The 20,133-nt window shown below is 72.4% G+C and carries 17 protein-coding genes; 7 read left to right on the top strand and 10 right to left on the bottom strand.

The window, feature by feature from the left end:
- The first annotated feature begins 182 nt into the window (after positions 1-182).
- Together ACIQH8_RS09330 and ACIQH8_RS09335 are read left to right on the top strand one after the other, a co-directional pair.
- Entirely contained in the window at positions 183-569 is a 387-nt protein-coding gene (locus ACIQH8_RS09330) for a phage holin family protein (RefSeq protein WP_400997482.1), read from the top strand.
- Positions 570-697: 128 nt separating this feature from the next.
- Positions 698-1,354 (top strand): DUF305 domain-containing protein, encoded by a 657-nt coding sequence (locus ACIQH8_RS09335; protein ID WP_400997484.1) that lies wholly within the window; start codon positions 698-700, stop codon positions 1,352-1,354.
- 31 nt (positions 1,355-1,385) lie between these two features.
- Here ACIQH8_RS09335 and ACIQH8_RS09340 read toward each other — a convergent pair whose 3' ends face one another.
- The 4 genes from ACIQH8_RS09340 to ACIQH8_RS09355 all read right to left on the bottom strand — a co-directional run bounded on the left by ACIQH8_RS09340 (position 1,386) and on the right by ACIQH8_RS09355 (position 6,755).
- Positions 1,386-2,525, bottom strand: a complete 1,140-nt coding sequence (locus ACIQH8_RS09340; protein ID WP_400997486.1) for an ABC transporter ATP-binding protein — start codon at positions 2,523-2,525, stop codon at positions 1,386-1,388.
- Positions 2,522-4,129 carry an ABC transporter permease gene (locus ACIQH8_RS09345; RefSeq protein ID WP_400997488.1) on the bottom strand — a complete coding sequence of 536 codons (1,608 nt, stop codon included), beginning with the start codon at positions 4,127-4,129 and terminating at the stop codon, positions 2,522-2,524. Before ACIQH8_RS09345 ends, ACIQH8_RS09340 begins: the two co-directional genes overlap by 4 nt.
- A 76-nt stretch (positions 4,130-4,205) precedes the next feature.
- Positions 4,206-5,225 carry an extracellular solute-binding protein gene (locus ACIQH8_RS09350; RefSeq protein ID WP_400997490.1) on the bottom strand — a complete coding sequence of 340 codons (1,020 nt, stop codon included), beginning with the start codon at positions 5,223-5,225 and terminating at the stop codon, positions 4,206-4,208.
- Between the two features lie 192 nt (positions 5,226-5,417).
- Entirely contained in the window at positions 5,418-6,755 is a 1,338-nt protein-coding gene (locus tag ACIQH8_RS09355; RefSeq protein WP_400997905.1) for an MFS transporter, read from the bottom strand.
- 192 nt (positions 6,756-6,947) lie between these two features.
- On the opposite strand from ACIQH8_RS09355, the gene ACIQH8_RS09360 reads away from it, so the two are divergent.
- The gene (locus ACIQH8_RS09360; protein WP_400997493.1) at positions 6,948-8,039 is read left to right on the top strand and encodes a threonine aldolase family protein; all 1,092 of its coding nucleotides are present in this window, start codon (positions 6,948-6,950) and stop codon (positions 8,037-8,039) included.
- A gap of 32 nt (positions 8,040-8,071) precedes the next feature.
- Here the strand turns inward: ACIQH8_RS09360 and ACIQH8_RS09365 are convergent, their stop codons facing one another.
- Entirely contained in the window at positions 8,072-9,493 is a 1,422-nt protein-coding gene (locus ACIQH8_RS09365) for a cellulase family glycosylhydrolase (RefSeq protein WP_400997495.1), read from the bottom strand.
- A gap of 61 nt (positions 9,494-9,554) precedes the next feature.
- Between ACIQH8_RS09365 and ACIQH8_RS09370 the strand changes: the two genes are divergently transcribed.
- Together ACIQH8_RS09370 and ACIQH8_RS09375 are read left to right on the top strand one after the other, a co-directional pair.
- Entirely contained in the window at positions 9,555-10,157 is a 603-nt protein-coding gene (locus tag ACIQH8_RS09370) for a hypothetical protein (RefSeq protein WP_400997497.1), read from the top strand.
- Between the two features lie 145 nt (positions 10,158-10,302).
- Positions 10,303-10,890 carry a nitroreductase family protein gene (locus ACIQH8_RS09375; protein WP_400997500.1) on the top strand — a complete coding sequence of 196 codons (588 nt, stop codon included), beginning with the start codon at positions 10,303-10,305 and terminating at the stop codon, positions 10,888-10,890.
- 177 nt (positions 10,891-11,067) lie between these two features.
- On the opposite strand, the gene ACIQH8_RS09380 is transcribed toward ACIQH8_RS09375, so the two are convergent.
- Together ACIQH8_RS09380 and ACIQH8_RS09385 are read right to left on the bottom strand one after the other, a co-directional pair.
- A complete protein-coding gene (locus ACIQH8_RS09380) occupies positions 11,068-12,117 on the bottom strand; it encodes a zinc-dependent alcohol dehydrogenase family protein (RefSeq protein WP_400997503.1) in 1,050 nt (349 codons plus the stop codon).
- Positions 12,118-12,193: 76 nt separating this feature from the next.
- Positions 12,194-13,750: a carboxylesterase/lipase family protein gene (locus tag ACIQH8_RS09385; protein WP_400997506.1), complete on the bottom strand. Its 1,557-nt coding sequence runs from the start codon at positions 13,748-13,750 to the stop codon at positions 12,194-12,196.
- Positions 13,751-13,835: 85 nt separating this feature from the next.
- On the opposite strand from ACIQH8_RS09385, the gene ACIQH8_RS09390 reads away from it, so the two are divergent.
- Positions 13,836-15,149 carry an MFS transporter gene (locus ACIQH8_RS09390; RefSeq protein ID WP_400997907.1) on the top strand — a complete coding sequence of 438 codons (1,314 nt, stop codon included), beginning with the start codon at positions 13,836-13,838 and terminating at the stop codon, positions 15,147-15,149.
- 9 nt (positions 15,150-15,158) lie between these two features.
- Here ACIQH8_RS09390 and ACIQH8_RS09395 read toward each other — a convergent pair whose 3' ends face one another.
- Positions 15,159-17,378 (bottom strand): ATP-dependent Clp protease ATP-binding subunit, encoded by a 2,220-nt coding sequence (locus tag ACIQH8_RS09395; protein ID WP_400997509.1) that lies wholly within the window; start codon positions 17,376-17,378, stop codon positions 15,159-15,161.
- A 239-nt stretch (positions 17,379-17,617) separates the two neighbouring features.
- On the opposite strand from ACIQH8_RS09395, the gene ACIQH8_RS09400 reads away from it, so the two are divergent.
- On the top strand, positions 17,618-18,133 hold the full coding sequence (locus tag ACIQH8_RS09400) for a nitroreductase family deazaflavin-dependent oxidoreductase (protein ID WP_400997511.1): 516 nt from the start codon (positions 17,618-17,620) through the stop codon (positions 18,131-18,133).
- Between the two features lie 31 nt (positions 18,134-18,164).
- On the opposite strand, the gene ACIQH8_RS09405 is transcribed toward ACIQH8_RS09400, so the two are convergent.
- Positions 18,165-19,298 carry an FAD-dependent oxidoreductase gene (locus ACIQH8_RS09405; RefSeq protein WP_400997514.1) on the bottom strand — a complete coding sequence of 378 codons (1,134 nt, stop codon included), beginning with the start codon at positions 19,296-19,298 and terminating at the stop codon, positions 18,165-18,167.
- A gap of 70 nt (positions 19,299-19,368) precedes the next feature.
- The gene (locus ACIQH8_RS09410) at positions 19,369-20,130 is read right to left on the bottom strand and encodes a methyltransferase (RefSeq protein WP_400997516.1); all 762 of its coding nucleotides are present in this window, start codon (positions 20,128-20,130) and stop codon (positions 19,369-19,371) included.
- Positions 20,131-20,133: the final 3 nt, after the last annotated feature.

A 20,133-nucleotide genomic window follows, 5' to 3' on the forward strand; every position in this document is an offset into this window, starting at 1 on the left:
CTCCCGCGGCGGCGGGGCACGTCCCCGCCGCCGCGCACCAGGCGGGTGCGGTCGGGAAACGACCTTGGCGGGATCCGCTGGCCGCACCAAGAACGGATCGGGCCGTACTCCACGAGGAGTGCGGCCCGTTCCCGTGCGTGCGCCTCTGTCGCCGCGGCATCCAGCGGCGCTAGCCTTCGCACATGATCCGCTTCCTGATCAACATCGCGATCTCGCTCATCACGGCGGCCATCGGCCTGCTCGTCACGTCCTGGATCCTCCCGGACTTCCACCTCGACGCGGCCGGGTTCATCGTGGCCGTGCTCGTCTTCACGATCGCGCAGGCGATCCTCGCGCCGTTCATCTTCAACATGGCCCGGCAGTACGCCTCGGCGATCCTCGGCGGCATCGGCCTCGTGTCGACGTTCGTCGCGCTCCTCATCGCCTCGCTGTTCCCCAACGGGATCCGCGTCGACGGCATCGTGACCTGGATCCTCGCGACCCTCATCATGTGGATCATCACGGCGCTCGGCACGTGGCTGCTCGGGCTGTGGTGGCTGAAGGGACGCGTGGAGGAGCGCCGCTCCTGAGTCCGAAGGCGCTGCGCTCGACCTGATACCTCCCGGGGTACCAGACGTCCCCCGGGGCGCGCAACGCCCTTGCCGCCGTCCGCCTCGCACGATCGCATGGAAGCACCCGATCGAGGAGGCGAAGCACGATGACGACGAGCGAGCATGCGTCGGGGCGGGCCCCGCACGACGAGCAGGGGCAGAAGTCCGAGCACGAGCAGATGTCCGAGCACGAGCAGAAGTCCGAGGACGAGCAGAAGCGGCGTCAGACCCTCACGACGTACCTGCGATTCGCGGCGATGATCCTCACCGCGATGTTCGTCGGCTACTGGACGATGTTCGCCGGATCATGGGAGTGGAGCCACATCCGCTTCAGCGAGAGCCGGGTGTTCATGGCGATCACGATGGGCGGCACGATGGGCCTCATCATGCTCGCGTGGATGCTGGGCATGTACCGGAGCGTGAAGGGCAACCTCGCGATCATCGTCGTGAGCCTGCTCTTCATCGGCGGCGGGATCGCGCTGGATCGAAGCCAGGCGATCGTCGGCGACACCGCATTCATGCGCGGCATGATCCCCCATCACTCGCTCGCGATCACCCGCTCCGAGCGGTTCCAGAACGAGGACGTCCGCGTGTGCGAACTCGCGGTCGGGATCAGCGAGGCGCAGCGGCGCGAGATCCTCGAGATGGACTGGCTCATCCGCGACATCGAGGCGAACGGGCCGGCCACCACGGTCGAGGAGGCGGACGAGCGGGCGGTCCCCGACTTCACTCGCGCGGCCGATCGCGACTGCCCCTCGGAGTGATCCCCCGACCCGGTCGGCGCCCGGCGGCGCGTCAGGCTTCCGGGCGGTAGGCGAGCACCGAACCGTCGACGGACACGCGCACCTCAGTGCCGCGCGGGACGACGCCCGATGCGGTGACGCGCGCGCGCAGCCGCACGCCGTCGGCGAGAGCGAGGGCGAGCATCGCGTCGTGCCCGGTGTACTCGACGTCCGTCACGACGCCGTCGAGCGCGCCCTCGTCGTCGGGCCGGTCGGCGTCGGCCCCGCCGCCGGTCGCATCGAAGGCGGATGCCGCGTCCGCGCGCTCCACGCGGAGCTCCTCCGGGCGCACCAGCACCGTGACGTCGGCGCCGTCCTCGGGCACCAGCCCCGAGGCATCCGCCACCGGCACCGCCCGCAGCCGGCCGATCTCGGTCGCGACCGCGTCGCCGTGCAGCACGCCGGGCAGGAACACCGCGTCGCCGACGAACCCCGCGACCCACGGCGTCGCGGGCGTGCGGTACACCGCTTCCGGCGTGCCGAGCTGCAGCACCTCGCCGCCGCGCATGACCGCCACGCGGTCGGCGACCGAGAGCGCCTCGGCCTGGTCGTGCGTCACGAGGATGCCGGTGACGCCCTCCGCCCGAAGCAGTTCGCGCACCGCCGCGCGGAGGTCGGCGCGAAGCATCGGGTCGAGCGCACCGAACGGCTCGTCGAGCAGCACGAGCTCCGGGCCGGCCGCGAGGGCCCGCGCGAGGGCGACGCGCTGCGCCTGCCCACCCGAGAGCTGCCCGGGCGCGCGATCGGCAAGCGGTGCGAGGTCGACGAGGTCGAGGAGGCGCCGCACCTCGTCGGACCTCGCCGCGCGACGGGCGGCGCGCGACGAGCCGCGGCCGGCGAGCATGCCGAACGCGACGTTCTCGGCGACGGTGAGGTGCGGGAACAGCGCCGCGTCCTGCGGCACCCAGCCGATGCGCCGCTTCTCCGGGGCGAGGTGGATTCCGTGCGTCGTCACCATCCGCTGCCCGATGCGGATCTCGCCCGACTGCGCGCGGAGCAGGCCCGCGATGGTCCGCAGCAGGGTCGTCTTGCCGCATCCGCTCGGCCCGACGATGGCGAGCAGCTCGCCGTGCGGCACCTCGACGTCGACCCCGTGCAGGACGGGCCCGCCCTCGTAGCCGACCGTGAGGTCGCGCACCTCCAGCCGGCTCATCCGATGACCTCCCGGGTTTCCACACGCCCTGCCGGCGTCTCGGGCGCGATCGCCTCGCGCGTCGCCTCGCGGCCGGCCCGTGCGTCGGAGAGCAGGAACGCGGGCACCGCGGCGACGAGCAGCAGCGCGACCGCGTACGGAGCCGCGGCACCGTAGGCGGAGATGTCGGTGCGCTGCCAGAGTTCGACCGCGAGCGTGTCGGTGCCGGTCGGGCGCAGCATGAGCGTCGCCGGCAGCTCCTTCATCGCCGAGACCGCGGCGAGCAGCGCGGCCGCGAAGATGCCGGGCCGCGCGAGGCGCGCGGTCACCGCCCACCACGTGCGGGCACGCGAGTTGCCGAGCGTGCGCGAGACGTCCTCGAGCGAGGTCGGCACCTGGCCGGTCGCCGAACGGATCGAACCGATCGCCTTCGGCATGAAGAGGATGCCGTAGCCGAACGCGAGCACGAGGGCGGTCTGGTAGAGGGCGGGCACGACGCTCAGCGAGAAGAAGACGAGCGAGAGACCGACGACGATGCCGGGCAGCCCGAGCGCGAGGTAGCCGGCCGACTCGACGCCGCGCACCATCCGCCCGCGATGGCGCGCCGCGAGCACGCCGATCGGCAGGGCGAGCGCGACGGCGACCACGGCACCCCCTGCGGAGAGCAGCACGGTGTTGCCGACGGCCTGGGCGAGGTTCGCGCCGTCGAACGCCTGCAGCGTCTCGGCGGTCAGCACGCGGGAGAGGAGGACCGCGACCGGCACCGCGACGGCGACCACGGGCACGAGCGCGAGCAGCGCCAGACCGGGTGCGGTCCACGGCCCGAGCCGCGTCATCCGTCGCCGACCCGTCGCGGGCGCGGCCTGGATGCGGCGTGCCGCGCGTCCGCGCGCGACCTGCTCGCCGATCACGACCAGCAGCGCGAGCGCGACGAGGAGCACCGCGAGCACCGCCGCCTCGTCGCGGCTGAAGCTCGCCGAGTAGGCCTGCTGGATCGCGGTCGTGAGCACGGGGAAGCGGAACAACGCGACGCCGCCGAAGTCGCTCAGGGTGTACAGGCACACGAGCAGGGCGCCGGCGAGCACCGCCGGGCGGATCTGGGGCCACGTACCGAGCATGAACGAGCCGAACGGCCCTCGTCCGAGCGTGCGCGCGACGTCGTCGAGGCCGGTGCTGCCGATGCGGAGCGCCGCCGCGACGGGGAGCGTGACGTAGGGGACCGAGACGAAGCTGAGCACGAGCCACGCGGCCCAGAAGCCCTTCATCGACGGCTGCCAGGCGAGCCATCCGTACGCCGCGAGGTAGGAGGGCATCGCGAGCGGCAGCGCCGCGAGCACCGCCCAGGCGCCGCGCCACCGCAGTCGGGCGCGGGCGAGCAGGAACGCGCTCGGCACGCCGAGCGCCACCGCGGTCAGGGTGACGGATGCCGCGAGCAGCACCGAGTTCCCGACGAGCAGCGGGATCCGGGGCCGGTCGAAGACCGCCGCGAGTTCACCCGGATCGGCCGAGAGCACGCGCACGACGAGGTGGATGACCGGGATCGCTGCGAGGGCGACCGCGACGAGGGACGCCGCGATGAGCCCCCACGGGCGGCGGGGGCTCGGCGTCGCGACTCGGTCGGTCATGTCGGTTCCAGCGTAGGCGTGCGGGGCTGCGTTCCGGTCGGGTCGCCGGGTCGCGTCATCCGCTCGCCGCACCGCCTCAGATCAGGCCGTTGTCGGCGAGCAGCTGCTGCGACTCCCCGACGGAGTCGAGGTCGCTGAGGTCGAGGCCGGGGTTCACGAGCGTGTCGATCGCGGGCAGGCCCTCGGGGGCGTCGACGCCCGGCAGCAGCGGGTACTCGAAGGTCTCCTCGACGAAGTACCGCTGTGCCTGCTCGGACACGAGGAACTCGACGAACGCGCGTGCCGCGTCGTCGTCGGCGGCCCCGTTGAGGATCGCGGCACCCGTGACGTTCACGATGCCGCCCGGGTCGCCCGGCAGGAACTTCAGCTGCGCGCGCATGTTCTCGGCGCCGACCTCGGCCGCCTGGCGGAACCAGTAGTAGTGGTTGATGAGGCCGAGCTGCGCCTGGCCCGTGTTCACGAGGTCGAGCGAGGCGAGGTTGTTCTCGGTGAGCTCGGGGTCGTTCGCGGCCATGCCCTCGACCCAGGCGGCCGCGGCCTCCTCGCCCTCGAGCACGCGCAGCGCGGTGATGAAGGACTGGAAGCTCGCGTTGCCGGGCGCGAAGGCGACCTGGCCCGACCACTCCTCGCCGGTGAGGTCGTCGACCGTGTCGGGCACGTCGGCTTCGCTGAGCTGCTCGCCGTCGTACGCGATGACGCGGGCGCGGCCGGTGACGCCGATCCACGAGTCGTCCTGCGAGGTGAAGCCGTCGGGGATCAGGTCGGCGAGGTCGGCCGGGATCTCGGTCACGAGGTCGGCGTCGGCGAGCGCGCCGAGCGCGCCGGCGTCCTGCGAGAGGAACACCTCGGCGGGAGTGCGGTCGCCCTCCTCGAGGAGCAGCGCGGTGAGCTCGGGGGTGGCGGCGTAGCGCGCCTCGACCGTGATGCCGGTCTCCTCCTCGAACTGCTCGATGAGCGGTCCGACGAGGCCCTCGTCGCGGCCGACGTAGACGGTGAGCGTCTCCGCGTCGTCGGCCGGCGCGGTGCAGCCGGTCAGGGCGAGGGTGGCGGCGGTGAGGCCGACTCCGGCGAGGACGATTCCGCGTCGTGCGCGCATGGGCGAACTGGCTCCAACGATCGGTGGAAAGGTGAGGGCCCGTCGAATGAGGGCGAACTCAGCTTAGCCTCACCTTCCTTGAGGCCCTACTCGCGGCGTCATGCTCGCCGCGCGACCGCGCGCGACCGCGCGCGACCCTCCTCGCCGCGCCCGTGACCTCGACGTGCGCCGACCCCCGCAGGCGCCGATGCGTCAGGCGGTCGCCTCGGGTGCTGGCACGGCAGCGGGTACGGAGGACTCGGTGTCGGCGTAGACGGCCGACAGCAGGCGGTAGGACCTCGTCGTGAACGCGAGCAGCGCGAGTGCGACCGTCGCCAGTCCGGCGAACAGGAACACGAGCGCGATTCCGCGCGCATCTCCCTCGCCGAGCAACCAGCCCCACGTCGCCCGGCCCGACGCGCCCTCCATGTACGGGATGATCCAGAACTCCGCGATCGGCGCGATGAGGAACGCGGTGATCGGCGCCGCCGCCGCCTCGACCGCCGCCGCGAAGCCGAAGACCCGGCCCTGTCGGCGGAACGGCACGACCTTCTGGATCACGGTCTGCTCGGCGGCCTCGACGACCGGGATGAGGCACATGTACAGCCAGATTCCCGCCGCGTACAGCCACCACTGCTCGCGGATCGTGAAGGCAGCACCGAGCACGCCCATCGCGACGATCACGAGGAGCATCGTGCGGATCGGGTTCCGGCCGAGCCCGAACCTCGCGATCACCGCCCCGCCGATGATGAAGCCCGTCGCCGTGACGCCGAGGACGATCCCCCACACCTCGACGGAGAAGATCGTGAGGCCGTACGGGTCCATGAGCGCCATGTAGACGCCGCCGATGAGGTTGTTGAACGTCGCGAAGATGATGAGGGCGAGGAGGCCGGGGACGACCCGGATGGCGCGGATGCTGCCGCGCACGTCGATGATCGGCTCGCGGTCGCCCTCGCGCGTCGGTCGTTCCTCGGGGACCCGCAGGAAGAACAGGTGGACGAGCGCGACGAGCGTCAGGCCGATCGCGATCGCCAGGGTCCACCCCATGCCGAGGAACCCGATCGCGAGCCCGCTGAACACGCTCGTCACGATGAACGCGACACCCTGCACCGTGCCGACGAGCCCGTTCGCGTTGGCATGGCGGTCGACGGGGACGAGGAGCGTCACGGTCGTCGAGAGCGCGATGTTGCGCATGTGCTCGACGACCGACCCGAACAGGATGATGCCGGCGAACGCCCAGAACCACGGGCCGCCGAGATCGACGAGCGCCGACTCGGGCTGGAGCAGGTAGATGACGGCGGCCACCGCGAACGAGCCGAGCGTGACGAGGCTGGAGAACCGCATGACCTGGAGCTTGCGGTGCCGGTCGACGATCGTGCCGAACAGCATCGCGAAGAACGCGATGAGCAGCATGTACGCCCCGCCGATGATGCCCGTGGCCAGCACCGAGCGCGTCTCGAGGTAGACCCAGAACGTCAGCGCGAACCACAGGAAGCTCGTCGTGACGTTCGCGATCGCCGTGTTGACGAGCACCTGCAGGAACGTGCGCATGCCGTTCGGGGGCGGCACGACCGCTCCTGCCGTCGGCGCCGCGCCTGCGTCGCTGACCTCACCTGCCGGGCTCCTCTCGACCCCGTCGATCCCGTCGGACATGAGGGTGAGCGTACGTCGGGCCACCGACATCCGGTAGGCCTTCGAGGAGCCCGCCGACGACGCCCGCCGCGCGTCTGGGAGAATCGTCCGGTGACCCCTGAGTTCCAGCCCCTGCACGACACCGCCTTCCGCGGCTTCGCCTCCGACAACTACTCCGGTGTGCACCCCGAGGTGCTCGCCGCGATCGCCGGTGCGAACGGGGGCCATCAGGTCGCCTACGGCGACGACGACTACACGGGCCACCTGCACGAGGTGTTCGCGCGCCACTTCGGAGACCCGGTCGAGGTCTACCCGGTGTTCAACGGCACGGGCGCCAACGTGACGGCGCTGCAGTCGATGCTGCCGCGCTGGGGTGCCGTGATCTCGGCATCGACCGCGCACATCAACGTCGACGAGGGCGGCGCCCCCGAGCGCGTGGGCGGCATCAAGTTGCTGACCGTGCCGACGGATGACGGCAAGCTCACGCCCGAACTCGTCGACCGCGAGGCGTGGGGCTGGGGCGACGAGCACCGTGCACAGCCGCTGGTCGTGTCGATCACGCAGACCACGGAGCTCGGCACGGCCTACTCCGTCGAGGAGATCCGCGCGCTCGCCGACCACGCGCACGAGCGCGGGATGTCGCTGCACATGGACGGTGCGCGCATCTCGAACGCCGCGGCATCCCTCGACCTGCCCCTGCGCGCGTTCACTCGCGACGCGGGCGTCGACGTGCTGAGCTTCGGCGGCACGAAGAACGGCGCGTTGCTCGGCGAGGCCATCGTGGTGCTGAACCCCGCGGCATCCGAGGGCCTGAAGTACCTGCGCAAGCTCAACATGCAGCTCTCGTCGAAGATGCGCTTCGTGTCGGCGCAGCTCATCGCCCTGCTCGACGGCGACCTCTTCCTGCGGAACGCGTCGCATTCGAACGCGATGGCCCGCCGCCTGCGCGACGCGCTCGACGCCGGCATCGCGGCAGGCGAGCTGCCCGGCCTCTCGTTCACGCAGCAGACCCAGTCGAACGGCGTCTTCGCGGTGCTGCCCGCCGGCGTCGCCGACCGTCTGCGCGAACGCGGCTTCAAGTTCTACGACTGGGATGCCGCGAGGAACGAGGTGCGCTGGATGTGCTCGTTCGACACGACCGAGGACGACATCGACGCGTTCGTCGCGGGCATCCGCGAGGAACTGGCGCGCGCCGCGGCGTAGGCCCGGGGCCGAACCTCGCGAGAACGCCGCGGTCAGCCGGCGCGAACGACCACCCGATGCTCGCCGCGGCCGGGGGGCGCCTCGAGCACGATCACGCGCGTCTGCGCGTCCCACTCAGCGACCTCGGCGCCCTCGACGGCGGGGTCGTCGCCGAATCCGGCGGGTAGGTACAGCTCGGTGGGGGCGGACGCCGCGGGGTCCGGCGTGAAGACGAGCTCGAAGGCGGCATCCGTCGCAGACCACCCGACGGGCGTACCCGCGACCGCCCGGGGGTAGGCGCGATCGAGGGCGGCGACGAGGTTGCGGGGCGTGCCGTCGTCCTCGTACGGACCCCAGCCGCCCGGGTCGCGCGACCAGTAGGTCACGCCCATGCCGAGTTCGTCGGCGGTGTCGTACACGAGGTCGACGTAGTCGAGGGCGCCGGGCAGGCTCGTGTTCAGGCCGAACTCGCCGAGGATCACCGGCACGTCGCCGAGCGCCGCCGCGGTGCGCAGCACGTTCGAGCGCCACGCGGCGACGGTGCCCTCGATGAGGTCGCGCGAGGTGCCGCTGAAGCCGTCGCCGAGGTCCATCGGCAGCGGGTAGAGGTGCGGGCAGAACGCGATGCGCGCTTCGCCCTCGCGCGGGTCGTCGACGAAGCCGAGCCCGCTCGGCAGGCCCCAGTTGAAGCCGAGCGCCTGCGGTTCGAGGCACGCCCACGTGTCGTCGTCGACCTCGCGGATCGCGTCGACGGTGCGCTGGTAGAGCTCGGTGAGCGGACCGGACTCGAACGCCGGGCCCTGCACGGTCCCGCCGTACGGCTCGTTCATGAGGTCGTAGGCGACGACCGCGTCGACGCCCGCGAAGCGCTCGGCGACGGCCCGCCAGGCGCCGGCGTAGTGCTCCATGAGCTCGGGGTGCTCGCCGGTCGTGTTCCAGAAGTGGTCGAAGGCGCGGATGACGCCGGGCTCGAGGTAGTACAGCTCCCACATGTCCTGCTCGGCGACGGGCAGGCCGTCCATGTGCGTCGCCCACGCGGGCGCGCCGTTGCCGGCGGTGCCCGACTCGGTGATCGCCGGCCCCCAGAGGTCCTGGTGCATGTCGAGCATGACCCGGTACCCGCGATCGGCGTACCAGTCGACCCGCTCGGCGACGTCGTCGAGGTACGCCTCGTCGTAGACGCCGGGCTCGGGCTCGACCTTGCGCCACGAGATGAGGAAGCGCACGAAGTCGGTGCCCATGTCGGCGTGCTCGGCGTCGAGGTCGGCCTCGGTGAAGTCGGGGAGGCCGTCGGGTGCGCTCTTGGAACTGCTCGCGGTGTTGAAGCCGCGCGCGACGACGGTGCGGCCGGTCTGGTCGGTGATCTGCGCGCCGATCGCGGCGGGTCCGGGTGTCCGCAGGGCGGCCGCGACCGCTCCGACTGCGAGCAATCCGACCAGGCCGGCGGCGAGCGCCGAACGTGCACCGAATCCCACGACGTCCTCCTCGACCCCGGGCCCTGTTGACGGGCGTGAGCGCGACGCTATCATCGTTCGCATGCCGACTGGGACAGTTGACCCACTTCCGTTCGGGCGCGTCTCGTGGGCGGCCGTCGTCGGCCTCGCGGTGCTCGCGATCCTCGCCGGGATCCAACCGATCGTGGGGCCGCTCACGACGTTCGCGCCCGTGCTCGCCGTGCCCGCGGCCGCGGGCCTGCCGTTCCTCATCCCGCCGCTCCGCGCGACGCCGGTCGGCGAGACGACCTGGGCCTTCTGGGCGGCGGATGTCGCCGGCGCCGCCGTCATGCTCCTCACCGCGTTCGTGCTGCTGCGCGCCGCGCAGCGCCGGCGCCCCGACCCGCGCGCCGCGCGGGCGTTCGGCCGAACGGTCGGCGTGACGACCCTGGCGGTCGTCGCGGGCAACCTCGTGCGCGGGGTGTTCTCCTCCTTCGTCGTGCACGCCGACCTGGGCACCTACGTCGGCACGACGCTCGCGAACCTCGCCGTGTCGGCCCTGACGGGCGCGCTGCTCGGCCTCGTCGTCGGCGCGGTCGCCGCGATCGTCGCGGCGTTCGCCCGAACGGGTGCCGTGGCATCCGTCGATCTCGTTTCTCAGGACGACACACCGCATCCCGCCGCGGCACGCGGCGTGTCCTCCTGAGAAACGCATCGATGCGGCCGGCGTTCCTGAAAACGGGATGAAGAACGGGAAGACGGTCGGAATACCCGCAGGTTCCATGCGTTGTAATGCACCGGGACGACGGTGTCCCGGCAGAAACCGGAACCACTCGGAAGGCACCGTCATCATGACCCTCGTCGACACCTCGCGCCACGTCCCCACCGACGCCCCGCTCATCGCGCCCCTCGTGGAGCGCTGGAGCCCCCGCGCCTACGACCCGACCGCCGAGCTCTCGGAGGAGAGCCTGCGCACCCTGCTCGAGGCGGCCCGCTGGGCGCCGTCGGCGAACAACGTGCAGCCGTGGCGCTTCATCGTCGCCCGCCGCGGCAGCGAGGCGTTCACCGCCATCCACGACGCCCTCATGGGCTTCAACCAGGCCTGGGCCGACTCGGCCGCCGCGCTCGTCGTGAACGTCGCGGAGACGGTCGACGAGGCCGGCACCGCTCGCCCGTGGGCGAAGTACGACCTCGGCCAGGCCGTGGCCTACATGTCGCTCCAGGCCCAGCACGACGGCCTGCACACCCACCAGATGGGCGGCTTCGACGCGGCCCGCCTTGCCGAGGTGTTCGGCCTCCGCCCCGGCCTCGACGTCGTCTCGGTGACCGCGATCGGCAAGGTCGGCGACGCGTCGGCCCTCCCCGAGCCGCTCCGCGAGCGCGAGGTCGCCCCGCGCAGCCGCAAGCCCCTCGACGAGATCGTCATCGCCGCGGCCTGATCGGCCCGCGCTCCCGGACGGGGCGGATGTCGCGAGCCGCGGCATCCGCCCCGTTCTCGTCTGCGCACCTTGCGTGCCATGCCGGGAGGAACTTCGGCGCGACACGCCGTCGACGCGGCCTCGACACGCGGACCGGCGACGGAAGTTCCTCCCGGCGCGACGAGGCGCGCGGAGGGCCTACGGGCGCAGCAGCACCTTGATCGCGCGCCGCTCGTCCATCGCGGCGTAGGCCTCGGCGGCCCCCGCCAGCGGAAGCTCGAGGTCGAAGACCAGGCCAGGGCGGATGGCGCCGGAGCGCACGTCGCGCAGGAGCTCGCCGATGTACCCGCGCACCGGCGCGACGCCGCCGTTCACGCCGACGTTGCGGTTGAACATCGGCCGTACGGGCAGTTCCGGACCGCCGTTCGGCGCGCCGACGTACCCGACCATGCCGCCGGGGCGGGTCGAGCGCAGCGCCTGGTCCATGGACTCCTTCGTGCCGACGCACTCGAGCACGCGGTCGGCGCCGATGCCGCCCGTGAGCTCCTTGACGCGCGCGACGCCCTCGTCGCCCCGCTCCTCGACGACGTGCGTCGCCCCGAACTCGCGCGCGAGCGCCTGCCGGTCGGCGTGGCGCGACATCGCGATGATCGTGGTCGCGCCGAGGCGCTTCGCGGCGATGATCGCGCACAGCCCGACGGCGCCGTCGCCGACGACCGCGACCGAGTCGCCCGGGCCGACTCCGGCCGAGACGGCCGCATGGTGACCGGTGCCCATCACGTCGGACAGGGTGAGCAGGCCGGGGATCTCGTCGTCGGCCACCGGGCCGGGCACGACGAAGAGCGTGCCGTCGGCGAGCGGGACGCGCACGCGCTCGCCCTGGCCGCCGTCGGCGACCCCGCCGACGCGGTCCTCGCCGCCCCACCAGCTGCCGGCGAGGCACGACGTGCTGACCCCGTTCCGGCAGTTCGCGCAGGTGCCGTCGCACACGTAGAACGGGGCGATCACGAAGTCGCCGGGCTTCACCTGGGCGACGTCGGGGCCGACGGCCTCGACGACGCCGACGAACTCGTGTCCGATGCGATGCGGCTCGTGCGTCGGCGTCACGCCGCGGTACGGCCACAGGTCGGAGCCGCACACGCACGCGGCCACGACGCGCACGATCGCGTCGCCGCCGGTGGAGAGTTCGGGGTCGGGCACGTCTTCGACGCGGATGTCTCGGGCTGCGTGGATCACGGTGGCGAGCATGGATGCGAGCCTACGCGCGCCGGCTTCCGCCCGTCGCGCCCGGCACGCACCGCTCGCGGCGAATGGGCACGTTCCCTCACACGTGCGGCACGAACTCCTGCCACGCGAGCCGCTTCCTGCGGCGCGGGTCGACGGCCACCCGATCGACGTCGTCGAACACGAGCGTGCGGCGGTGCGCCTCGTCGTATCGGGGCCAGTCCGCACCGGGGGCTCCGGATGCCGCGAAGCCGGTCCAGTGCGCCTGCATCCGTCGCCCGACCGCACGGAACATCCGCCGCCCGCCGAGCAGCGTGAGCCCGGCGCCGACCGGGGTGTCGAACTTCTCGAACAGCGCGAAGAGCTCGAGGCCGTGCGTCGCGTCGAGTCCGAGGAGCCGGGGCAGCCGAGGCGCCGCGTCGAACCGGTAGCACCAGGTCGGCGCGTACCGCGAGTGCCGCTCGGCGACCTTGACGCTCGGGAACCAGAACGTGAAGTCGCCCGCGAAGTCGGCGGCGGCCCGCCGCTCGGGCAGCCCCGGGTAGCGCGCCTTGATCGCCTTCCGCGCCGTCTTGCGGGTGTTGGCGAAGATGGCGCGGATGCGCGGCTTCGTCGTCGGCAGGATGTCGATGCGCCCCTCGAACAGGGAACCCTCGCGGTCGTTGGTGCCGATGATGAGCGGCACGCGGTGCGCGAGCCCGTCGCGGAACGCGTCGAGCGGACGGTGCGGCAGGACGTCGCCGTCGATGACGGGCGCGAGCGCGATCGTGCCCGGGTTCTCGTCGGGCGTGCGCACGGTGAGTTCGGTCGTCGCGTCGGCGAGGCGCATCGGGTCGGCGGTCCGGAGCATCGCCGCGGCATCCTCGGGCGATTCGCTGTCGAGGTCGTCGTCGTCGACGAGGCGCGCGAGGATGCGCACGTACTCCGCCGCCCAGCGCTGCGCCACTTCGGGCGGGTAGACCGCGTTCGCCGGCGAGCTCTGCGCGATCGCCCGCGCGAAGAGGCCCTCCGCCGCGGGCACCGTCAGCAGGGTCGTGACCGAGTTACCCCCGGACGACTCGCCGAACAGCGTGACGCGGTCGGGATCGCCGCCGAGCGCCCGGATGTTGCGGCGCACCCATTCCAGCGCGGCGACCTGGTCGCGGAGACCCAGGTTCACCTCGATCGGATGCCCCGGGCGCGAGTACGCGCGGAGGTCGAGCCAGCCGAGCGCACCGAGCCGGTAGTCGATCCCGACGTAGACGACGCCGTGCTCGCGCGCCATCCGCTCGCCCTGCCTCGGGTGCTCGGCGGCGGACCCGACGCTGTACGCGCCGCCGTGGACGAACACCATCACTGGGAGGCGGTCGCCCGCGTGCGTGTCGCCGGGCACGGTGACGTTGAGGTTCAGGCAGTCCTCGCTGCGCACGAGGTGCTCCGCCGCGCCCAGGAACTGGCCGCGCCGGTGCTGCGGCGCGACGGGGCCGAACGCTGCGGCATCGCGGACGCCGTCCCAGGGCGCGGGCGGCGCCGGGGCGCGGAAGCGCCGCTCGCCCGACGGCGGCGCGGCGTACGGGATGCCCCGCCACTGCCGCGTGCCGCGCCGTCGCCGCCCGCGGATCGCGCCGGTGTCGAGCTCGACGACCAGGTCCGCCTCGGTCCGCACCCCCACCGACATGCTCCGAAGCTACGTCGCCGGGGTGAACGGGCGGTGACGGATGGCGCGTGTCGGCGCCCGGGTGCAGACTGCACTGGTGACCGGCATGGCGACGTTCTGGCGAGCCCTTCCCACCGAGGGCCGGTGGTTGCTGTCGACCGTCGCGATCCAGACGCTCGGGCGCGGGCTCACGCTGCCGTTCACGATCATCTACCTGCACGAGGTGCGCGGGTTCGACCTCGCGCTCTCGGGCGCGCTCATGAGCATCATCGCGGTGACCGCCCTCGCCGTGACGGGCCCGGGCGGCACGCTGATCGACCGCTACGGCGCACGGTCCGTGCTGCTCGTGGGGCTCGCGGCCATGATGGCGGGCTGCGCGCTGCTCGCGTTCGCGACCCACCCCGCGGTCGCCGCGGTCGCGCTCGTGCTCATGGGCGTGAACTTCGGCGTCTCCTGGCCGGGGTTCAACGCGCTCATCGCGACGGTCGTCGACGGTGAGATCCGGCAGCAGTACTTCGGCATCAACTTCGCCCTCGTCAACCTGGGCATCGGCGTCGGCGGGATCATCGGCGGCTTCTACGTCGACGTCGACGAGCCGGCGACGTTCACGACGATCTTCCTCGCCGATGCGGCGAGCCAGCTCATCCCGATGGCGCTCCTGCTCGGCCCGCTCCGCCACGTCCGGACGCAGGGCGACGCCGACGGGCATGCCGATGACGAGGGCGGAGCGGTGAGCTATCGAGCCATCCTCCGCCGACCGGCGATCCTGTGGCTCACCCTGCTCACCTTCATCGCCATGTTCATCGGCTACGGCCAGATGGAGGCCGGCTTCCCCGCGTTCGCCCGTCAGGTCTCCGGCGTCTCCACGCAGGTCGTCGGCTTCTCGTTCGCGGTCAACACGGCCGTGATCGTGCTCCTCCAATTCACCGTGCTGAAGCTCATCGCCGGGCACCGGCGCACCCGCGTCATGCAGGTCATGGCGCTCGTGTGGGCCACCTCGTGGCTCATCCTCGGCGCCACCGGGCTCCTGCCCGGCACGCTCGCCGCGGCGATCGGCGTGCTCGCGTACATGGGCGTCTTCGCCTTCGGCGAGACGATGCTGCAACCCACCGTGCCGGCGATGTACAACGACCTCGCGACCGACCGCAACCGCGGGCGCGTCAACGCCGTGAACGCCGCCGCGTTCCAGGGCGGCGCGATCACCGGTCCGATCGCCGCCGGCCTGCTGCTCGACCAGGGCTGGAACGCGGGCTACATCGCGACGATGGTCGCCGGCTGCGTCGCGATCGCCGTGCTCGCCATCGCACTCGAGCGCCGGGTGCCCCCGACGGCGAACGGCGTCACGGAGGCCACGGCCACGGCCCCGGCCCCCGCGATGGGCACCGGAACCACGGCAGACCTGACGGACCCGCAGACCTGACGGATCCGCCTACTCCTCGATGATCTCGGCGTCGATCACGTCGTGGTCGCCGCCCTCGGGTGCATCACCCGGCTCGGGCGCCCGGGTGACGGCGAGGTGCTCGCCGTCGTCGGCGAGTGCGACCACGACCGTGTCGCCGTCGCGGATCTCGCCCGCGAGGAGCGCCCGCGCGAGGCGGTCGGCGACCTCGGTCTGGATCAGCCGGCGCAGCGGCCTCGCCCCGAACAGCGGGTCGTACCCGCGCTCGGAGAGCCACGTGCGCGCGTCGGGCGTCACGCCGAGCTCGAGCCGACGCTCGTGCAGCCTCGCCGTGAGCCGGTCGATCGACAGGTTCACGATCTCGCCGAGCTCCTCATGGGTGAGCGCCGAGAAGACGACGAGGTCGTCGAGCCGGTTGACGAACTCGGGCTTGAACGCCTGCCGCACGGCGGCCATGACCGCCTGCTCCTTCTCCTCCCACGACAGCGTCGGGTCGATGAGGAACTGCGAGCCGAGGTTGGAGGTGAGCACGAGGATCACGTTGCGGAAGTCGACCGTGCGACCCTGGCCATCCGTCAGCCGCCCGTCGTCGAGCACCTGGAGGAGCACGTCGAAGACCTCGGGATGCGCCTTCTCGACCTCGTCGAAGAGGATCACCGAGTAGGGGCGCCGGCGCACGGCCTCGGTGAGCTGCCCGCCCTGCTCGTAGCCGATGTAGCCGGGCGGGGCGCCGACGAGGCGCGCCACGGAGTGCTTCTCGCCGTACTCCGACATGTCGATGCGGACCATGGCGTGCTCGTCGTCGAAGAGCACCGACGCGAGCGCCTTCGCGAGCTCGGTCTTGCCGACGCCGGTCGGCCCGAGGAACAGGAACGACCCGGTCGGCCGGTCGGGGTCGGAGACGCCGGCCCGCGCACGGCGCACGGCGTCGGCGACGGCCTCGACCGCGCGGCGCTGGCCGATCACGCGACGTCCGAGCTCCTGCTCGAGGTGCAGCAGCTTCTCGGTCTCGCCCTGCATGAGTCGGCCGACGGGGATCCCGGTCCACTGGGCGATGACCGCGGCGATGTCCTCCTCGGTGACCTGCTCGTTCACCATGCGCGGCTCGTCGGGCGCCTGTTCGGCCTGCTCGGCGGCCTCGAGGTCGCGTTGCAGTTGCGCGATCGTCTCGTACTCGAGCTTCGACGCGCGCGCGTAGTCGGCCTCGCGCATGGCGCGATCGCGCTCGGTGATCGCCTCGTCGAGTCGCTTCTTCAGCTCGCCGACGCGGTTCAGCGACATCCGCTCGCGCGACCAGCGCTCCTCTAGCGCCGCGAGTTCGCGCTCCTTCTCGAGCAGGGTCTCGTGCAGGCGTTCGAGCCGCTCCTTGGAGGCCTCGTCCTTCTCCTTCTTCAGGGCGAGCTCCTCGAGTCGCATGCGGTCGACCTGGCGCTTGAGCTGGTCGATCTCGACGGGGCTCGAGTCGATCTCCATCTTGAGGCGGCTCATGGCCTCGTCGATGAGGTCGATCGCCTTGTCGGGCAGCTGGCGAGCCGTGATGTACCGGTTCGAGAGCGCGGATGCGGCCACGAGCGCGGCGTCGGTGATCGTCACGCCGTGGTGCGCCTCGTACCGGCCCTTGAGCCCGCGGAGGATCGCGATCGTGTCCTCGACGCTCGGCTCGCCGACGAACACCTGCTGGAAACGTCGCTCGAGCGCCGCGTCCTTCTCGATGTACTCGCGGTACTCGTCGAGCGTCGTCGCGCCGATCAGGCGGAGCTCGCCGCGGGCGAGCATGGGCTTCAGCATGTTGGACGCCGCGACCGAGCCCTCGCCGCCGCCCGCGCCCATGAGCAGGTGCAGCTCGTCGACGAAGGTGATGATGCGGCCCTCGGCGTCGTTGATCTCCTTGAGCACGGCCTTCAGCCGCTCCTCGAACTGACCGCGGTACATGGCACCGGCGACCAGTGCGGAGATGTCGAGCGCGACGAGCTGCTTGTCCTTCAGCGAGTCGGCGACGTCGCCGGCGACGATGCGTTGCGCGAGCCCCTCGACGACGGCGGTCTTGCCCACCCCGGGCTCGCCGATGAGCACGGGGTTGTTCTTGGTGCGCCGCGTGAGCACCTGGCTGACGCGCCGGATCTCGGCGTCGCGCCCGATCACCGGATCGAGCTTGCCCTGCCGGGCGATCTCGGTGAGGTTGACGCCGTACTGTTCGAGCGCCGACTTCTGCTCCTCCTGCGAGCTCGGCGCGCCCTGCATGTTGGCCACGGGGCTCCCTTCGTCAAAGTTGAGTGTACTACGCTCAACTTCGGCAACACGAGGCCTATTCCGCTCCGCCCGTGCTTTTCTCAGGAACGGATGGCGCGATCCGGCGTTTTCTCAGGAGGAAACGCCGTCATTCCGCGCGACACGCCGCGGCCGTTCCTGAGAAGAGCATCGGGCACCGGGAATCGGCGGGCGGGCGGGCGCGTTACCGTGGAGCGACGGACCCGAACGAGGAGGAACGGATGCCGCTGCAGGGCGACTACGCGCCGAGCACATCGAAGTGGGCGCGCGACCAGGCCGAGACCTACGAGGCGACGGAGGGACGCGAGGCGAACTCGCTGCGCGGCCGCCCCGTCATCGTGCTGACCACGGTGGGCGCGAAGAGCGGGAAGCTGCGCAAGACCGCGCTCATGCGCGTCGAGCACGAGGGCGAGTACGCGGTCGTCGCGTCGCAGGGCGGCGAGCCCGAGCACCCGTCGTGGTACTTCAACATGAAGCAGCAGCCCCACGTCGAGCTGCAGGACCGCGCGATCAAGCGGGACTACCTGGCCCGCGAGGTCACCGGCGCCGAGAAGGACGCCTGGTGGGCGCGCGCCACCGAGGTGTGGCCCGACTACGACGGCTACCAGGCGAAGACCGACCGCGAGATCCCGATCTTCGTGCTGAGCCCGTTCGAGCCCGAGACCGTCGGCGCCGACAGCGGCGCGGAATACGACGCAGCGGAAGACGGCGCAGAGGACGACGGCGCAGCCGCCTGAGACGAATCCGATCGCGCCGGCCGGGCGGGCGTCACAGCCACTGCATCGTGAACGCCCGCCCGAGGACGCCGCGCAGCCCCGGCAGCCCGAGCACGCGCACGGCCGCGTTGCGGGTGCGGAGGCGCAGGCCCGTCGCGGGTGCGCCCATGCGCATGTTGAACGCGGCCTGCCGTGTGGCGCGCAGCGCGGCCGCCCGGCGTGACCGGTCATAGGCCGCGAACACGTCGATCGGAGCGGCCGCGGCGAGCGCGCCGGCGAGCTCTCGATCGAGGTGCACGGCGTCGCTCCATCCGAGGTTCATGCCCTGGCCGCCGATCGGGCTGATCTCGTGCGCGGCGTCGCCGACGAGCGCGACGCGTCCCGCCGCCATCGGGTGGGCGACGTGCTGCGCGGCCTCGAACGCGGTCGGGGCGGTCGCGGCATCCGTGTCGAACCTCGAACCGGTTCTCGCCTCGACCATCGTCGCGACCGCGGCGGCATCGAGGACGGCGGGTTCCCGACGGACGCGAGCCACCCATCTGCGCCGCCCGCCGGGCATCGGGAACGACTCCACGACCCCCGCCGATTCGAAGTGCAGCAGCGCGGTCTCGGGCGCGCCGGTGTCGTCGCGCGTGTCGCACATGACGTACGACGCGCGCCCTCGGCGCGGCGTCCAGTCCGCTCCGATGAGCGAGCGGATGCCGCTGCGGACGCCGTCGGCGCCGACCGCGTAGCGCGCGGCGAGGTCGAGCCGCGAACCGTCGTCCATCGCATGCACCACGAGGTGCGTGCCGCGGTCCGTGACGCCGGTGACCTCGACACCGCGGCGGACGGACACCGTGCGCGCCTCGCCGAGACGCTCCTCGAGCAGTGCCTCGACCTCGCGCTGCGGCAGCGAGTGCACCTGCCCGGAGCGCGGGAACTTCAGCCGGCCGAGGGTGCGCCCGTCGCACGTGACGCGCCCGTCGCGGATGACGACCGCCCGCCGTCGCACCTCGTCCCCGACGCCCGCCGCGGCGAGCGCGCGGAGCCCCGGCGGGTGGATGCCGATCGCACGCGACGGCGTGGCCACCGGGTCGGGTGCGTGCCGGCGCTCGAGCACCACGGCGCGGAGCCCGCGGCGGGCGAGCAGGCAGGCGAGGAGCAGCCCCACGGCGCCGGCGCCGACCACGACGACATCGTGCATCGGCGGATCGTCCGCCGCCGACGGCCCCGCCGCCGGAGCCGCCTCCGCCCCGGTTGCGGGCTCGGATGCCTCAGTCATCGCGGATCTCGCTGCCCCAGACCAGTTCGAGTCGCGACGGGAATCCGCGCTTCACGCGCCAGCCGCGCGGGATGGCGCGGGCGAGCTCGGGTGCGGTGTGGCTGCGTCGGATCGAGGTGAGCCCGTCGGGCCGGATGTAGGAGCCCGCGAACACGTTCCACGCGAAGGGCAGCGTCGCCGCCCAGAACCCGACGTAGGCGCCGCGGCTGCGCTCGATGTCGCCGTGGACGCCGATGCCGCCGGGCGCGACGAGCCGCTCGGTGTCGGCGAGCAGGGCGCCCAGCTCGCCGGCGCCGAGATGATGCAGCACGTGGTTCGACCAGACGATGTCGAACGTCTCGCCCTCGGCGACGAGGTCGGCGGTCGTGCCCACCCGCGCTCGGAACCCCGGCCCCTCGTACCGCGACGCGGCGGCCACGGCGCGCGCGTCGGGATCGACGCCCACGATCTCGAGCCGCAGCCCGTCGCGCCGGGCGAGCTGCAGGATGCGGAACGGCAGGTCGCCGCCGCCCACGCCGATGTCGAGCAGGCGCGCCCGGTGCGTGGTCGCGAGTCGCGGACGCACCCATTCCTCGTACACGGCGGCCGGCCGTGACACGATGCGGTTCACGATCCCGAACCGGCGGAAGGTGCGTGCGAGCGTGTCGGGGTCGGCGCCCGGGTCGTCCATCAGCTCCCGCGCGTCCACGTCCCTGTGGTCGAGCGTGGCGAGCGCGTGCAGCAGCCCCGGCTCGCCGGCGTCGGGTCGCGGCATCCG

This window comes from Agromyces sp. GXQ0307 (assembly GCF_044769845.1).
Lineage (GTDB): Bacteria > Actinomycetota > Actinomycetes > Actinomycetales > Microbacteriaceae > Agromyces.

Excerpts from the sequence above, each read along its gene's own strand:
- ACIQH8_RS09355 (WP_400997905.1), bottom strand. The coding sequence starts at position 6,755 with ATGCGCACGTTCCTGCAGGTGCTCGTCAACACGGCGATCGCGAACGTC.
- ACIQH8_RS09385 (WP_400997506.1), bottom strand. The coding sequence starts at position 13,750 with ATGTCGGTGGGGGTGCGGACCGAGGCGGACCTGGTCGTCGAGCTCGAC.
- ACIQH8_RS09400 (WP_400997511.1), top strand. The coding sequence starts at position 17,618 with ATGCCGCTGCAGGGCGACTACGCGCCGAGCACATCGAAGTGGGCGCGC.
- ACIQH8_RS09410 (WP_400997516.1), bottom strand. The coding sequence starts at position 20,130 with ATGCCGCGACCCGACGCCGGCGAGCCGGGGCTGCTGCACGCGCTCGCC.
- ACIQH8_RS09390 (WP_400997907.1), top strand. The coding sequence starts at position 13,836 with ATGGCGACGTTCTGGCGAGCCCTTCCCACCGAGGGCCGGTGGTTGCTG.
- ACIQH8_RS09380 (WP_400997503.1), bottom strand. The coding sequence starts at position 12,117 with ATGCTCGCCACCGTGATCCACGCAGCCCGAGACATCCGCGTCGAAGAC.
- ACIQH8_RS09370 (WP_400997497.1), top strand. The coding sequence starts at position 9,555 with ATGCCGACTGGGACAGTTGACCCACTTCCGTTCGGGCGCGTCTCGTGG.
- ACIQH8_RS09345 (WP_400997488.1), bottom strand. The coding sequence starts at position 4,129 with ATGACCGACCGAGTCGCGACGCCGAGCCCCCGCCGCCCGTGGGGGCTC.
- ACIQH8_RS09375 (WP_400997500.1), top strand. The coding sequence starts at position 10,303 with ATGACCCTCGTCGACACCTCGCGCCACGTCCCCACCGACGCCCCGCTC.
- ACIQH8_RS09405 (WP_400997514.1), bottom strand. The coding sequence starts at position 19,298 with ATGCACGATGTCGTCGTGGTCGGCGCCGGCGCCGTGGGGCTGCTCCTC.
- ACIQH8_RS09340 (WP_400997486.1), bottom strand. The coding sequence starts at position 2,525 with ATGAGCCGGCTGGAGGTGCGCGACCTCACGGTCGGCTACGAGGGCGGG.
- ACIQH8_RS09350 (WP_400997490.1), bottom strand. The coding sequence starts at position 5,225 with ATGCGCGCACGACGCGGAATCGTCCTCGCCGGAGTCGGCCTCACCGCC.
- ACIQH8_RS09330 (WP_400997482.1), top strand. The coding sequence starts at position 183 with ATGATCCGCTTCCTGATCAACATCGCGATCTCGCTCATCACGGCGGCC.
- ACIQH8_RS09335 (WP_400997484.1), top strand. The coding sequence starts at position 698 with ATGACGACGAGCGAGCATGCGTCGGGGCGGGCCCCGCACGACGAGCAG.